A 16,498-nucleotide genomic window follows, 5' to 3' on the forward strand; every position below is an offset into this window, starting at 1 on the left:
CAGCCGCCGCGGGTGCCGGTGGTGTCGAACGTGACCGGCGCGGTCGCGGACGCGGCGGAGCTGACCGACCCGGGCTACTGGGTGCGGCACGTGCGCCAGCCGGTACGGTTCGCCGACGCGGTGCGCACCCTCCACCAGCAGGACGTCACCCAGTTCCTGGAGGTCGGCCCCGACGCCGTACTCACCGCCATGGCGCAGGACTGCGTCGAGGCGGCCGGCGAGGTCCGGTTCACCGCCACGATGCGCGCCGGGCACTCCGAGGCCGACACGCTGCGCACCGCCCTCGCCGAGTGGTACGTCACCGGCGGCCACGTCGACTGGACCGGATACCTCGCCGCCCTGGACGGGTCCGGCCCCGAGCGGGCAGCCGAGGCACGCCCCCGCGCCATCGCCCTGCCCACGTACGCCTTCGACCAGCAGCGCTACTGGCTCAATGCCAGCGCGGGGGTCGAGACGGCGCCCGGGCTCGGTGTCCGCCCCGTCGACCACGCGCTGCTCGGCGCCGCCGTACGCGTCGCCGACGACGACGTACGGGTCTTCGGCACCGAACTCTCCGTACTGACACACCCGTGGCTCGCCGAACACGTCGTCTGGGACTCGGTGGTGGTGCCCGGCGCCGCCCTGGTCGAGATGGTCCTGCACGCGGGCGCGCAGGTCGGCTGCGACACCCTCGACGAGCTGACCCTCCAGGCCCCGCTGGCGCTCGCCGAGGACGGCACCCGGGCGGTGCAGGTGAAACTGGGCGCTGCGGACGAGGACGGTCGCCGGACGGTCACCATCCACTCCCGCGCCGCCGCCGACCCGGACGGCGAGTGGGACCGCCACGCGGCGGGCGTCCTCGCCCCCGCCGTACCGCAGCCCGACCGGTCCGATCCGGCGCCGTGGCCGCCCAGCGCCGCCACCGCCGTCGCGGTCGACGAGATCTACACCGAGCTGTCCCGTCTGGGCGTCGAATACGGCCCCCTCTTCCGTGGCCTGCGCGCCGTCTGGCGCACCGGCGACGAGGTGTGCGCCGAGGTGGCGGTGCCCGACGGCACCGAGGTCGCCGGCTTCGGCCTGCATCCCGCCCTGCTGGACGCTGCGCTGCACGTCGTCGGCCTGCTCGACTCCGACGCGGAGGATGCCTCCGGCGTACGCCTGCCCTTCGCCTGGACCGGCGTCACCCTCTCGGCGGTCGGCGCGACCGCGCTGCGGGTACGCGCCCGGCGCAGCGGTGGCGGCGTGGCCCTGACCCTGACCGACCCGGCCGGCGCCCCCGTCGCCCGGATCGACTCCCTGGTCTCCCGCCCCGTCACCGCCGACCAGGTGCGCGGCGGTGACTCCGCAGCCGACCCGCTGTACGCCGTCAACTGGCAGAGCGTGCGGCCGGGTACCCCGGCGACCGTCCGGGTGGTGCTCCTCGGCGACGCGCCGTCCGACCTGTCCGAGATCGCCAGGTACAGGCTCGCCGAGCTGGCGGAGGCGGTCGACTCCGGCCGGATCGACCCGGAACTGGTGCTGCTCGCCGCGTACACCGACGACGAGGACGCCCCGGTTCCCGCCGCGACGCGGAGCCGGCTCACGGCGGTGCTGGCCGCCGTCCAGGGCTGGCTCGCCGACGACCGGCTGGCACAGCGGCGGCTGGTCGTGCTGACCCGCGGGGCCGTCGCCGCCGGCGACACCTGTCGTACGGGCGACCTGCCCGGCTCGGCGGTCTGGGGCCTGCTGCGCTCGGCCCAGGCGGAGCACCCCGACCGCTTCGTGCTCGTGGACCTCGACGAGGCGCGGCAGCCGGAGTCCTGCACCGTGGACCTGGTGGCCCGTGCGGTCGCCACCGGCGAACCCCAACTGGCGGTCCGGGACGAGCAGGTGCTGGCGCCCCGGCTCGCGCCAGCCGTCCTCGACCCGGCGCCGGCCACCGCCCTCGACCCCGAGGGGACGGTCCTGGTCACCGGGGCCACCGGCGCCCTCGGCGGTCTGCTGGCCCGGCACCTGGTCAATACGCACAAGGTGCGCCACCTGCTGCTGGTCAGCCGCCGCGGAACCGACGCCCCCGGCGCGGCGGAGCTGCTCGCCGAGCTGACCGCGCTGGGTGCGCAGGCCCGCCTGGTCGCCGCCGACGTGGCGGACCGGGACCGCCTGGCCGCGGTGCTGGCCGACGTTCCCGCCGAGCACCCGCTCACCGGCGTGGTGCACGCCGCCGGCGTCCTCGACGACACGGTGATCTCGGCGCTGACCCCCGGCCGGCTGTCAGCCGTTCTCTCCGCCAAGGCCGACGCCGCCTGGCACCTGCACGAGCTGACCCGATCGCGGCCGCTGGCGATGTTCGTCCTCTTCTCGTCCGTCGCCGGTGTCCTCGGCGGCCCCGGGCAGGGCAACTACGCCGCCGCGAACGCGTTCCTCGACGGCCTCGCCGGGCACCGGCACGCCTGCGGCCTCGCCGCCACGTCCCTGTCCTGGGGCCTCTGGGCCGCGGACAGCGGGATGACGGGCGCACTCGACGCCGCCGGGCGGCAGCGGATGAGCCGCAACGGCCTCAGCCCGCTCGGCACCGGCCAGGCGTTGCGCCTCTTCGACGCCGGCCTGCACGGTGGACGCCCCCACCTGGTGCCGGCGCTGCTCGACCTCGCCGCGCTGCGCCGCCAGGCCGACGCCGGCCAGCTCCCGGCGCCGCTGCGCGGCCTGGTCCGGGCCCGGCGGCGCGTCGTCGACGGCGGCGGCGACGGCGGCCCGTCCTTCGCGCAGCGCCTCGCCGGCACGCCCGAGGCCGAACGCGGCCGGCTGGTGGAAGACCTGGTCAAGGCGCAGGTCATCGAGGTGCTCGGCTACCCGCCGGCCACCGTCGTGCCGTCCGGGCAGACGTTCACCGGCCTCGGCTTCGACTCGCTGACAGCCGTGGAGCTGCGCAACCGGCTGACCGCCCTCACCGGCATCCGGCTGCCGGCGAGCCTCATCTTCGACTGCCCCACGCCCGCCGCCCTCGCCGACTTCCTGCTGGTCGACGCCGCCCCGCCGAAGCCCGAACCGGGCCTGCTCGCCGAGCTGGACCGGCTGGAGGCCGCGTTCGCCGCGACCGCGCCGGAGGAGCTGGAGCGGCTGGCCGCCGACGACGAGACGCGTACCGCCGTGGCGGTCCGCCTCCGGGCGCTGGTCACCCGGTGGAGCGACACCACCGACCGGCCCGACGACGTCGGCCAGGCCCTCGACGACGCCTCGGACGACGAGCTGTTCGACTTCATCGACCAGAAGTTCGGCCGATCCTGACCACGAGTCCGCCGCTTGCCCCTTAGCGACAGGTGATCAACCCGATGGCGAACGAAGCCAAGCTCCGCGAGTACCTCAAGCGCGTCACCGCTGACCTGCACGAGACCAGCGAGCGCCTGCGGGCCGTCGACGAGCAGAATCACGAGCCGATCGCGATCGTGGCGATGGGCTGCCGCTACCCGGGCGGGGTGCGGACTCCGGAGGCGCTGTGGCGGCTGGTCGAGTCCGGCGTCGACGCCGTCACACCCTTCCCGGCGGACCGGGGCTGGGACGTGGAGAGCCTCTACGACCCCGACCCCGAGGCGCACGGCAAGTCGTACACCCGCGAGGGCGGCTTCCTGCACGACGCCGGCGAGTTCGACGGCGGCTTCTTCGGCATCTCGCCCCGCGAGGCGCTGGCCATGGACCCGCAGCAGCGCCTCCTGCTGGAGGTCGCCTGGGAGACGGTCGAGCGGGCCGGCATCGCCGCGGACTCGCTCAAGGGCAGCCGCACCGGCGTCTTCACCGGCGTCATGTACCACGACTACGTCTCCCGGCTCAACGGCGTGCCGCAGGAGGTCGAGGCGTTCGTCGGCACGGGCAACCACGGCAGCGTCGTCTCCGGCCGGATCGCGTACACGTTCGGCTTCGAGGGCCCGGCCGTCACCGTCGACACCGCCTGCTCGTCCTCACTGGTGGCGCTGCACCTCGCCGTCCAGGCCCTGCGTTCCGGCGAGTGCACCCTCGCGCTGGCCGGCGGTGTCACCGTCATGTCCAGCCCCGACACGTTCGTCGGCTTCAGCCGCCAGCGTGGCCTGTCCCCGGACGGGCGGTGCAAGTCCTTCGCGGCCACCGCCGACGGCACCGGCTGGAGCGAGGGCGCCGGGCTGCTGCTGCTGGAGCGGCTCTCCGACGCGCAGCGCAACGGCCACCGGGTGCTCGCCGTCGTGCGCGGCAGCGCGGTCAACTCCGACGGCGCCTCCAACGGCCTCACCGCTCCGCACGGCCCGTCGCAGCAACGCGTGATCCGCCAGGCCCTCGCCAACGCCCGGCTCGCCCCGGCCGACGTGGACGCCGTCGAGGCCCACGGCACCGGCACCCGCCTCGGTGATCCCATCGAGGCGCAGGCCCTGCTCGCCACGTACGGCCGGGACCGGGCCGACGACCAGCCCCTGTGGCTCGGGTCGATCAAGTCGAACCTCGGGCACACCCAGGCCGCGGCCGGCGTCGCCGGCGTCATCAAGATGGTCATGGCGATGCGTCACGGCGTCCTGCCGCGCACCCTGCACGTCGACGAGCCGTCCCCGCACGTCGACTGGTCGGCCGGCGCGGTGAGCCTGCTCCGCGAGCCGCGCCCGTGGCCGCGTGCGACGAGGCCCATGCGCGCGGGCGTCTCCTCGTTCGGTGTCAGCGGCACCAACGCCCACGTCATCGTCGAGGCCGCCCCGCCCGCGCCGCAGCCGGCCACCGACGCCGTCACCGGCCCCGACCCGCTGCCGTGGGTCGTCTCCGCGCGCAGCGCCGCAGCGCTCGGCGCCCAGGCCGACCGGCTGCGCTCCTGGCTCGCCGAGCACCCCGACGCCGCGCCGGCCGCCGTGGGCCGGGCCCTGGCCACCGGCCGGTCCGTCCTGGAACACCGGGCGGTGCTGCTCGGCGCCGACCGGGACGAACTGCTCGCCGGGCTCGGCGCGCTGGCCGACGGGGTCCCGGCCGCGTCCGTGCGGCGCGGGGTCGCCAGTCCCACCCGCGTCGCCGTGCTCTGCACCGGCCAGGGCGCCCAGCGCGTCGGCATGGGCCAGCGGTTGTACGCCGCCTTCCCGGCCTTCGCCGACGCCTTCGACGCCGCCTGCGCGGAGCTGGACAGGCACCTCGACCGGCCGCTGCGCGGCGTGCTCGACGGCCCCGCCGACGTGCTCGACCGTACCGGGTACGCCCAGGCGGCGCTCTTCGCCGTCGAGGTCGCCGCCTACCGGCTCGTCGAGTCCTGGGGTGTCGTGCCGGACTTCGTGGCCGGGCACTCGGTCGGCGAGGTGGCCGCCGCGCACATCGCCGGCGTGCTGTCGCTGCCCGACGCCGCCCGCCTGGTGGCCGCCCGGGGCACCCTGATGCAGGCGCTGCCCACCGGTGGCGCCATGGTGTCGATCCGCGCCACCGAGGCGGAGGTCCGCGCGCACCTGGCCACCGTCGGCGGGACGCCCGGCGCCGGGCTGGCCGCCGTCAACGGCCCGGAGTCCGTCGTCGTCTCCGGCGACGAGGACGCCGTGCTGGCGGTCGCCGCACACTTCGCAGCCCTCGGCCGCAGCACCAGGCGGCTGCGGGTCAGCCACGCGTTCCACTCCGCCCGCATGGACCCGATGCTCGACGCGTTCGGCGACGTGCTCGGGCAACTGACCTTCGCCGCGCCCCGCATCCCCGTGGTCTCCACCGTGACCGGAGCGGTGCTCGACCCCGACGAGGTGTGTTCCCCGGCGTACTGGCTGCGCAACGTCCGCGACACGGTCCGCTTCGACGCCGCCGTGACCACGCTGCGTGAGCTGGGTGTCGGCGCGTACGTCGAGGTGGGCCCGGGCGGAGTGCTCTGCGCGCTCACCCAGGAGATCGTCGGCGCGGACCAGGCGGTCTGCGCCCCCGTGCTGCGCGCCGAGCACGACGAGGCGACCACCGCCCTGGCCGCCGCGGCCACCGTGTGGGCCAGGGGCGTGCCGGTGAACTGGACGGCCCTGTTCGCCGGCCCGCCCGTGCCGGTCGACCTGCCCACGTACGCGTTCCAGCGCGAACGCTACTGGCTGCTGCCCCTGCCGCAGCCCGCCGACGTGACCGCCGCCGGGCTGACCCCGACCGGCCACCCGCTGCTCGGCGCGGTGTTCCGCTCGGCCGACGGCGACGAGGTGACGCTCACCGGCAGGTTGTCCGTGGAGACCCAGCCCTGGCTGGCCGAGCACGCCCTGCGCGACGTCGTGCTCCTGCCCGGCACCGGGTTCGTGGAACTGGCGATGCGGGCCGGCGCGGAGGTCGGCGCCGAACGGCTCGCCGAGCTGACCCTCCAGGCGCCGCTGGTGCTGCCCGAGACCGGCGGCGTCGACGTGCAGGTCGCCGCCGAACGCACCGGCGGCGGAGCGTGGCAGCTCACCGTCCACGCCCGCCGCGCCGGCACCGACGACATCTGGGTACGGCACGCCACCGGCCTGCTCACCGAGGAGCCGGATGAGGACACCGGCACGCTGGCGCAGTGGCCGCCGAGCGACGCCACCTCCCTGGACGTGTCGGAGCTGGCCGGGCGGGCGGCACGGGCCGGGTTCGCGTACGGCCCGGCCTTCTCCGGGCTGCGTGCCGCCTGGCGCGTCGGCGCGGACGTGTACGCCGAGGTGGCGCTGCCCGAGCCGGCGGCCGGCGACGCCGGTGGGTACGGGCTGCACCCGGCGTTGCTCGATGCCGCCGTGCAGGCGGTCGGGCTGGGCGTCGTCGACCCCGGCGAGGCCCGGATGCCGTTCGCCTGGTCCGACGTGACGCTGTCCGCCCACGGCGCCGACACGCTGCGGGTGCGGTTGACCCCCACCGGTCCGGACACGGTGTCCATGCTGGTCGCCGACGCCACCGGGGCGCCGGTCGCCCGGGTCGGCTCCCTGGTGCTGCGGCCCCTGCCGGCGGGGGAGCTCACCGCCGGCGGGTCCGCGTGGCGGCGCTCGCTGTTCCGCCTCGACTGGCTCCGGCACCCCGTCGCCGGGGGCGCTGCCGACGGCACGACCTGGGCGGTGCTCGGCGAACGTCCCGCCCCGCTGCCGTCCGGCCCGCCCGCCGCCCGGTACGCCGACCTCGACGCGCTCCGCGACGCCGGGGTACCCGACGCCGTGCTGTACCCGGTGGCCGGCGCGACCGGCCCCGGCGCCGTCCACGACCTGCTCGCCGAGGTCCTCGCCGTGCTCCAGGGCTGGCTCGCCGCCGAACCGCACACCGGCGACTCCCGGCTGGTGGTCCTCACCGGCGGCGCCGTCGCCGTGGACGACGACGCGGAGGTCACCGACCTCGCCGGCGCCGCCGTGTGGGGCCTGCTCCGCTCCGCCCAGGCTGAGCACCCCGGCCGCTTCCTCGTCGTCGACGTCGACGACGAGGAGAACTGCGCGGCCGTCCTCGCCGGCCTGCTGTCGGCCGACGAGCCGCAGGCGGCGGTACGCGACGGGGCGCTCCGCGTGCCCCGGCTCGTCGCCGCCCCGGAACCCGACGCGCCGGCGCCGGCGCTGGACCCGGATGGCACGGTGCTGGTCACCGGCGGCACCGGTGCCCTCGGCGCGCTGACCGCCCGCCACCTGGTCACCCGGTACGGGGCCCGGCACCTGCTGCTCACCAGCCGGCACGGCGCCGACGCCGACGGCGCAGCCGACCTGGTCGCCGCCCTCGCCGACCTGGGCGCCACCGCGACTGTCGAGGCGTGCGACGCCGCCGACCGGGCCGCCCTCGCCGCGCTGCTGGACCGGATCGACCCGGCGCACCCGCTGACCGGCGTGGTGCACACCGCCGGCGTACTGGCCGACCGCACCCTGACCTCGCTCACCCCCGAGACGCTCGGCGACGTGCTGCGGCCGAAGGTGGACGCCGCCGCGAACCTGCACGAGCTGACCGCCGCCGGCCGCCTCGCGCTCTTCGTCACGTACTCCTCGGCGGCGGGCGTGACGGGCAGCCCCGGTCAGGCCAACTACGCGGCGGCCAACGCCTTCCTGGACGCGCTCGCCCACCGGCGACGGGCCGCGGGCCTGCCGGCGCACTCGCTGGCCTGGGGCCCGTGGGCGGAGTCGGGCGGCGGCATGACCGCCGGCCTCGACCGCGCCGACACCGACCGGCTGGCCCGGGCCGGCGTACGGCCGCTTCCCGCGGCGGACGGCCTCGCGCTCCTCGATGCCGCCCTGCTCACCGGCCTGCCCGCGACGGTGCCGATGGCGCTGGACGGGCCGGCGCTGCGCGCCCAGGCCGAGGCGGGCACCCTGCCGCCGGTCCTGCGCGGCCTGGTCCGGGCGCCCCGGCGCCGCGCCGCGCGGTCCGGCCCGGCGGAGACCGCCGCGCTGACCGGGCGGCTCGCCGGCCTCGACCGCGAGGAGCGCGCCGCGGCCCTGCTGCGGCTCGTCCTCGACCAGGTCGCGACGGTCCTGGGGTACGCCGACGCCGCCGCCGTCGAGGCCGGGCGTCCGTTCACCGAGCTCGGTTTCGACTCGCTCACCGCCGTCGAACTGCGCAACCGGCTGGGCGCGGTCACCGGCCTGCGCCTGCCCGCGACGCTGGTCTTCGACCACCCGACCCCGCTCGCCCTCGCCGACCACCTGGACGCCGAGACCGCAACGGACGCCGGCACCCGGGCGACTCCGGTAGCCGCCGTCGCGGCGCTCGACGAGCCGATCGCGATCGTCGGCATGAGCTGCCGCTACCCCGGCGGCGTACGCAGCCCCGAGCAACTGTGGGACCTCCTCGTCTCCGGTGGCGACGGCATCACCGGCTTCCCCGCCGACCGCGGCTGGGACGTCGACGACCTGTACGACCCGTCCGGCGCGCGCCGGGGCAGCAGCTACGCCCGCGAGGGCGGCTTCCTGGCCGACGCCGCCGACTTCGACGCCGACCTGTTCAAGATCTCGCCGCACGAGGCCCTCGCCATGGACCCGCAGCAGCGGCTGCTGCTGGAGACCTCGTGGGAGGCCATCGAGGACGCCCGGATCGACCCGCTTGCGCTGCGTGGCCGCCCCGTCGGCGTGTTCGCCGGCATGATGTACCACAACCACGCCGCGGGGCTGGCCGACGTCCCCGAGACCCTCGACGGCTACCTCGGCGTCGGCACGGCCAGCAGCGTGTTGTCGGGTCGGGTGGCGTACTCGTTCGGGTTCGAGGGCCCGGCGGTGACTGTGGACACGGCGTGTTCGTCGTCGCTTGTGGCGTTGCACCTGGCGGTGCAGGCGCTGCGGTCGGGGGAGTGCGACCTGGCGCTGGCCGGCGGCGTCACGGTGATGGCGACGCCCGAGACGTTCATCGACTTCTCCCGGCAGCGGGGCATGGCCCCCGACGGCCGCTGCAAGTCGTTCTCCGACGCGGCGGACGGCACGGGCTGGTCCGAGGGCGTCGGGGTGCTGCTGGTGCAGCGGCTGTCGGACGCGCGGCGTGACGGGCGCCGGGTCCTCGCGGTCGTGCGGGGCACGGCCGTCAACCAGGACGGCGCGTCGAACGGTTTGACGGCGCCGAACGGCCCCTCGCAGCAGCGGGTGATCCGGCAGGCCCTCGCGAACGCCCGGCTGGGCGTCGCCGACGTCGACGTCGTGGAGGCGCACGGCACGGGCACGACGCTGGGCGACCCCATCGAGGCCCAGGCGCTGCTCGCCACGTACGGGCAGGACCGCGACGACCGGGACGCGCTGCTGCTGGGGTCGGTGAAGTCGAACATCGGTCACACGCAGGCGGCTGCGGGGGTGGCGGGTGTCATCAAGATGATCTTGGCGATGCGGTACGGGGTGGTGCCGGCGTCGTTGCACGTGGATGTGCCGTCGTCGCATGTGGACTGGTCGTCGGGTGCGGTGGAGCTGGTGACCGAGTCCCGTGAGTGGCCGGGCGTGGAGCGTCCCCGGCGTGCGGGTGTGTCGTCGTTCGGCATCTCGGGCACGAACGCGCACGTGATCATCGAGCAGGCGGAGCCGGAGCACGCCGCGGGGTCTGCCGCGCCGGTCGGGTTGCCGGTGCCGTGGGTGGTGTCGGGGCGTTCGGAGCGGGGTCTGTCGGGTCAGGCGGCGCGGTTGGCGTCGTTCGTGCGGGAACGGTCCGGCCTTGTGGTGGCGGACGTGTCGTGGTCGTTGGCGACGACTCGGGCTGCGTTGGAGTATCGGGCGGTGGTGTGGGGTCCGTCGGTGGACGAGTTGGTTGCTGGTCTGTCGGCGGTGGCTGAGGGCCGGTCGGTGGTGTCGGGTGTGGTGTCGGCGGGTCGTCGGGCGGTGTTGTTCACGGGTCAGGGTTCGCAGCGTGGGGGTATGGGCCGGGAGTTGTACGAGGCGTTTCCGGTGTTCGCGCAGGCCTTCGACGGGGTGTGTGCGGGGTTTGAGGGTTTGTTGCCGCGTGCGTTGCGGGATGTGGTGTTCGCGCAGGCGGGGTCGGATGAGGCTGCCCTGGTGGATCAGACCGTCTTTGCCCAGGCGGGGTTGTTCGCGGTCGAGGTGGCGTTGTGGGAGTTGCTGTCGTCGTGGGGTGTGCGGGCCGACTACCTGGCGGGTCATTCGATCGGTGAGGTGACGGCCGCGTACGTGTCGGGGATGTTGTCGTTGGCGGACGCCTGTTCCCTGGTGGCGGTGCGGGGTCGGTTGATGCAGGCTCTGCCGTCGGGTGGGGTGATGGCGGCGGTGGGCGCGTCGGAGGAGGCTGTCGCCGAGCTGATCGGCGCGTCGGGCGCGGTCGTGGACATTGCGGCGGTCAACGGCCCCGCGTCGGTGGTCGTCTCGGGCGCGGCCGATGAGGTGGCTTCGGTGGTGGGGGCCTGCCGTGAGCGGGGTTGGCGGGTCAAGGAACTGGCGGTCAGTCACGCGTTCCATTCGCGGTTGATGGATCCGATGCTGGACGAGTTCGCGTCGGTGGTGGCGGGGCTGGACTGGCAGCCGCCGCGGGTGCCGATCGTGTCGAACGTGACCGGCGCGGTCGCGGAGCCGCTGGAGCTGGTGGATCCGGAGTACTGGGTGCGGCATGTGCGGCAGCCCGTGCGGTTCGCCGATGGGGTGGCGGCGTTGCGGGCACAGGGGGTGGACACGTTCCTGGAGATCGGCCCGGATGCGACGTTGACGGCGATGGTGGCGGAGATCGTCGCGGATGCCGGGGTGCGGCGGGTTCCGGTGTCGCGGCGGGACCAGTCGGAGCTCGCTGCGGTGACGGCGGCCTTGGGGCAGTTGTGGGTGGCGGGTGTGCCGGTCGACTGGGCGGCGTACCACGGTCAGACCGGCGCCCGGCCGGGTGTGGTCGACCTGCCCACGTACGCCTTCGACCATCGACGTTACTGGATCAATGCGACGACGCGGTCCTACCGTCCCCCCGCCGCCCGGCGTACCGCCGCCGACGAGGACTTCTGGCGGGCGATCGAGGCGGAGGACCTGACGACCCTCGCCGAGAGCCTGGCCGTCGACGCCGACGCCCCCCTCGCGGACGTGCTGCCGGCGCTGTCCACCTGGCGACGCCGCCGGGACGCCGAGGCGGCCCTCGACTCCTGGCGCTACCGGGTGGCCTGGCAGCCGCTCACGCACGACGCCGCCCGCGCCGAGGCGACCGACTTCCTGCTCGTCGTACCGGCCGACGCCGACGCGGCCGTGACGGACTGGGCCGCCGCCCTCGGCGCCGCCGGCGGGCGGATCGTCGAGGTCGACGCCACGTGCGACCGCAAGCGCCTCGCCCACGAACTCGCCGAGGCGTCGACCGGCCGCGACGGGGACGTGCTGCCCGTACTCTCCCTGCTGGCCCTCGACACCCGGCCGTACGCCGGGGCCGCCTCCGTGCCGACGGGCCTCGCCGCCACGGTCGCGCTCGCGCAGGCCCTCGGCGACGCCGGGATCACCGCCCGGCTCTGGATCGCCACCCGCGGCGCGGTCTCCGTCGGATCCCGTGACCGGCACGTCGACCCCGTGCAGGCCATGGCGTGGGGCTTCGGCAGCGTGCTGCGCGCCGAGCACCCGCACCGGTGGGGCGGGCTCGTCGACCTCCCCGAGCAGCCCGACCAGAGCGTCGTGCGGATGCTCCGGACGCTGATCGCCGACACCGGCCGGGAGGACGAGATCGCCCTGCGCGGCACCGGCGGCCACGCCCGCCGGCTCGTTCGTGCGACGTACGGCGACACCGGTGCGCGCGGTTCCTGGACGCCGCGCGGCACGGTGCTGATCACCGGCGGCACCGGGGCACTCGGGGGACACGTCGCCCGCGCGCTGGCCGCCGACGGAGCCGAACACCTCCTCCTGGTCAGCCGGCGGGGTGGCGAGGCGCCCGGCGCGACCGCCCTCGCCGAGGAACTCGCCGGGCTCGGCGCCCGGGTCACCCTCGCGTCCTGCGACGTGGCCGACCGGGCCGCGCTCGCGACGCTGCTCGACTCGATCCCCGCCGAGCTTCCGCTGAACGCGGTCGTGCACACCGCCGCCGCCCTCGACGACAACGTCGTCGACGCCGTGAGTGTCGACCAGCTGGCCACCGCCCTGCGGGCGAAGGTCGACGCCGCGCGCAACCTGGACGAGCTGACCCGGGGCAGCGACCTCTCCGCTTTCGTCCTCTTCTCCTCCCTCGCCGGCCTCATGGGCGCCGCCGGCCAGGCCACGTACGCGCCCGGCAACGCGTTCCTCGACGCCCTGGCGCAGCGCCGCCGCGCCGAGGGACTGCCGGCGACCTCGCTCGCCTGGGGCCTGTGGGCCGACGGCGGGGTGAGCGCGGGCGACTTCGAACAGCGGCTCAGCCGTACCGGTTTCGGCGCGATGGCGCCGGAGACAGCCGTGCGCGCCTTCAGCCGGGCGCTGGACCGCGACGAGACGTACCTCGTCGTGGCCGATATCGACTGGGCCCGGGTGGCCGCCACCGGTCCGCGGCGCGCCCACCCGCTGGTCCGCGACCTGCTGGCCGAGGCCGGCGCGGCGGTGCCCGCCGACGCCCCGGTGCCGGCGGCCGACCTGCGCCTGCGCCTGTCGGGAATGCCCGGCGCGGAGCAGTTGCGCGTCCTCGGTGAGCTGGTACGCGCCGAGGTCGCCGCCGTGCTCGGCCACGAGTCCGTCGAGCGGGTGGCGCCGGACCGGGCGTTCCAGGATCTCGGTTTCACCTCGCTGGCAGCTGTCGAGCTGCGCAACCGGCTCGACGCGGCGACCGGCCTCGCGCTGCCGACCACGCTCGCCTTCGACTACCCGAACTCGGCGGCTCTGGCCGGCCACATCCACGCCGAGCTGCTCGGCGGGCAAGCGCTGCCCGTCCCCGCCGCCACCGGCCCCGTCGTGGGCGACGACCCGATCGTCATCGTCGGCATGGGCTGCCGTTTCCCGGCCGGAGCCGAGTCCCCGGAGGGGCTCTGGGACCTGCTGACGGCCGGTGCCGACGCGATGTCGGACTTCCCGGCCAACCGGCACTGGGACCTGGAGTCGCTGACCGGCACCGACTCCTACGTCTCGCGCGGTGCCTTCCTGGCCGACGCGGGCGGCTTCGACGCGGAGTTCTTCGGCATCTCGCCGCGGGAGGCGCTCGCCATGGACCCGCAGCAGCGGCTGCTGCTGGAGGTCTCCTGGGAGGCGTTCGAAGACGCCCGGATCGAACCGCTCGCGCTGCGCGGCAGCCGCGTCGGGGTGTTCGCCGGCACCAACGGCCAGGACTACGAGACCGTCGTACGCGAGGCCGGTGAGTCGCTCGCCGGGTACGGCGCGACGGGTGCCTCCGCGAGCGTGTTGTCGGGTCGGGTGGCGTACTCGTTCGGGTTCGAGGGGCCGGCGGTGACTGTGGACACGGCGTGTTCGTCGTCGCTTGTGGCGTTGCACCTGGCGGTGCAGGCGCTGCGGTCCGGCGAGTGCGACCTCGCGCTGGCCGGCGGCGTCACCGTGATGTCCACCCCGGGCGCCTTCATCGAGTTCTCCCGCCAGGGTGGGCTGTCGGCGGACGGCCGCTGCAAGGCCTTCGCCGAGTCTGCGGACGGCACCGCGTGGGGCGAGGGTGTCGGTGTGCTGGTGGTGCAGCGGTTGTCGGATGCGCGGCGTGACGGGCGTCGGGTGCTGGCGGTGGTGCGGGGTTCGGCGGTGAATCAGGATGGTGCGTCGAATGGTTTGACGGCGCCGAATGGTCCGTCGCAGCAGCGGGTGATCCGGCAGGCGCTGGCGAGTGCGGGTTTGTCGGCGGCTGATGTGGATGTGGTGGAGGCGCACGGTACGGGTACGTCGTTGGGTGATCCGATCGAGGCGCAGGCGTTGTTGGCGACGTATGGGCAGGGTCGGGATGTGCCGTTGTTGTTGGGGTCGGTGAAGTCGAACATCGGTCACACGCAGGCGGCTGCGGGGGTGGCTGGGATCATCAAGATGATCTTGGCGATGCGGTACGGGGCCGTGCCGGCGACGCTGCACGTGGATGTGCCGTCGTCGCATGTGGACTGGTCGTCTGGCGCGGTCGAGTTGGTAACGGCCTCGCGTGAGTGGCCGGGCGTGGAGCGTCCCCGGCGGGCGGGTGTGTCGTCGTTCGGCATCTCGGGCACGAATGCGCACGTGATTTTGGAGCAGCCGGAGCCCGAGGCCGTCCCCGAGGTCGCGGCGGAGCCGGAGTCTGCCCCGGCTTCTGCCGGGGGCGCTTCCGTGGCTTTGCCGGTGCCGTGGGTGGTGTCGGGGCGTTCGGAGCGGGGTCTGTCGGGTCAGGCCGGGCGGTTGGCGTCGTTCGTGCGGGGTCGGTCTGACCTGTCGGTGGCTGATGTGTCGTGGTCGTTGGCGACGACTCGGGCGGCGTTGGAGTATCGGGCGGTGGTGTGGGGCTCGGACGTGGACGAGCTGGTGGTGGGTCTGTCGGCGGTGGCTGAGGGCCGGTCTGCGGGTGTGGTGTCGGCGGGTCGTCGGGCGGTGTTGTTCACGGGTCAGGGTTCGCAGCGTGTGGGTATGGGCCGGGAGTTGTACGAGGCGTTCCCGGTGTTCGCGCAGGCCTTCGACGTGGTGTGTGCGGGGTTTGAGGGTTTGTTGCCGCGTGCGTTGCGGGATGTGGTGTTCGCGCAGGCGGGGTCGGATGAGGCTGCCCTGGTGGATCAGACCGTCTTTGCCCAGGCTGGTCTGTTCGCGGTCGAGGTGGCGTTGTGGGAGTTGCTCGCGTCGTGGGGTGTGCGGGCGGATTTCCTGGCGGGTCATTCGATCGGTGAGGTGACGGCCGCGTACGTGTCGGGGATGTTGTCGCTGTCGGATGCCTGTTCCCTGGTGGCGGCGCGGGGTCGGTTGATGCAGGCTCTGCCGTCGGGTGGGGTGATGGCAGCGGTGGGCGCGGCGGAGGAGGCTGTCGCTGAGCTGCTCGGCGCGTCGGGCGCGGCCGTGGACATCGCGGCGGTGAACGGCCCCGCGTCGGTGGTCGTCTCGGGCGCGGCCGATGAGGTGGCTTCGGTGGTGGGGGCCTGCCGTGAGCGGGGTTGGCGGGTCAAGGAACTGGCGGTGAGTCACGCGTTCCACTCGCGGTTGATGGATCCGATGCTGGACGAGTTCCGGTCGGTGGTGGCGGGGCTGGACTGGCGGGTGCCGCGGGTGCCGATCGTGTCGAACGTGACCGGCGCGGTCGCGGAGCCGCTGGAGCTGGTGGATCCGGAGTACTGGGTGCGGCACGTGCGGCAGCCGGTGCGGTTCGCCGACGGGGTGGCTGCTCTGCGGGGGCAGGGGGTGGACACGTTCCTGGAGGTCGGCCCGGATGCGACGTTGACGGCGATGGTGGCGGAGATCGTCGCGGATGCCGGGGTGCGGCGGGTTCCGGTGTCGCGGCGGGATCAGCCGGAGGTCGGCGTGTTGACGTCGGCGCTGGGGCAGTTGTGGGTGGCGGGTGTGCCGGTCGACTGGGCTGCCTACCACGGTCAGACCGGCGCCCGGCCGGGCGTGGTCGACCTGCCCACGTACGCCTTCGACCACACCTGGTACTGGCCCGAGGCGGCGCCCGCGGCCCGCCGGGACGTGCACGGCGAAGCTCTCGACGGGCGGTTCTGGGCGGCCGTGGAGTCCGGCGACCCCGACCTGGTCGGCGGCGAGCTGGGTGTCGGCGCCGACGAACCGTTCAGCGCGGTCCTGCCGAAGCTCGCGCAGTGGCGGCGGGCCGCACAGCAGCGGTCGACGGTGGACGCCTGGCGCTACCGCGTGGTGTGGCGGCGCCAGGACGTGACCGGAAACGAGAACCTGACCGGCTCCTGGCTGGTGCTGATGGTGCCCGGCCAGGAGGACCACCCGTTGCTGGCCGGGCTGGCGGAGCGGGGCGCCGAGATGATCCCCGTGGTGCTGGACGAGCTGGACCGGGACGGGATCGCGCGTCGGCTGTCCGCCGCCTCGGCGGCCGCAGGACCGGTCGCCGGGATGATCTCGCTGATGTCGCTGGCCGGCGCCGGTGTCGTCGAGGCACTGGCGGTCGCGCAGGCGCTTGCAGTCACTGAGGTCGAGGGTCGGCTGTGGTGGTTGACCAGCGGTGCCGTCTCCGTGGACGACTCCGAGCCTCTGACCGACCTGGACGGTTCTGCGGTGTGGGGTTTGGGTCGGGTGGTGGGTTTGGAGGTGCCGTTGCGGTGGGGTGGTTTGGTGGATTTGCCGGGTGTGTTGGGTGGGGG

Annotated in this window: 2 protein-coding genes; both read left to right on the plus strand. The window is 74.9% G+C overall.

The features are described from left to right. Nucleotides 1-3,243: type I polyketide synthase (locus tag A8711_RS23285; RefSeq protein ID WP_141707685.1), on the plus strand; the 3,243-nt coding region annotated here is incomplete at its 5' end. Nucleotides 3,244-3,287: 44 nt separating this feature from the next. Next, nucleotides 3,288-16,498 (plus strand): type I polyketide synthase (locus A8711_RS23290; protein ID WP_069089321.1); only part of this gene is annotated, 13,211 nt, incomplete at its 3' end.

Source organism: Micromonospora sp. II, assembly GCF_001709195.1.
GTDB classification, from domain to species: domain Bacteria; phylum Actinomycetota; class Actinomycetes; order Mycobacteriales; family Micromonosporaceae; genus Micromonospora; species Micromonospora chalcea.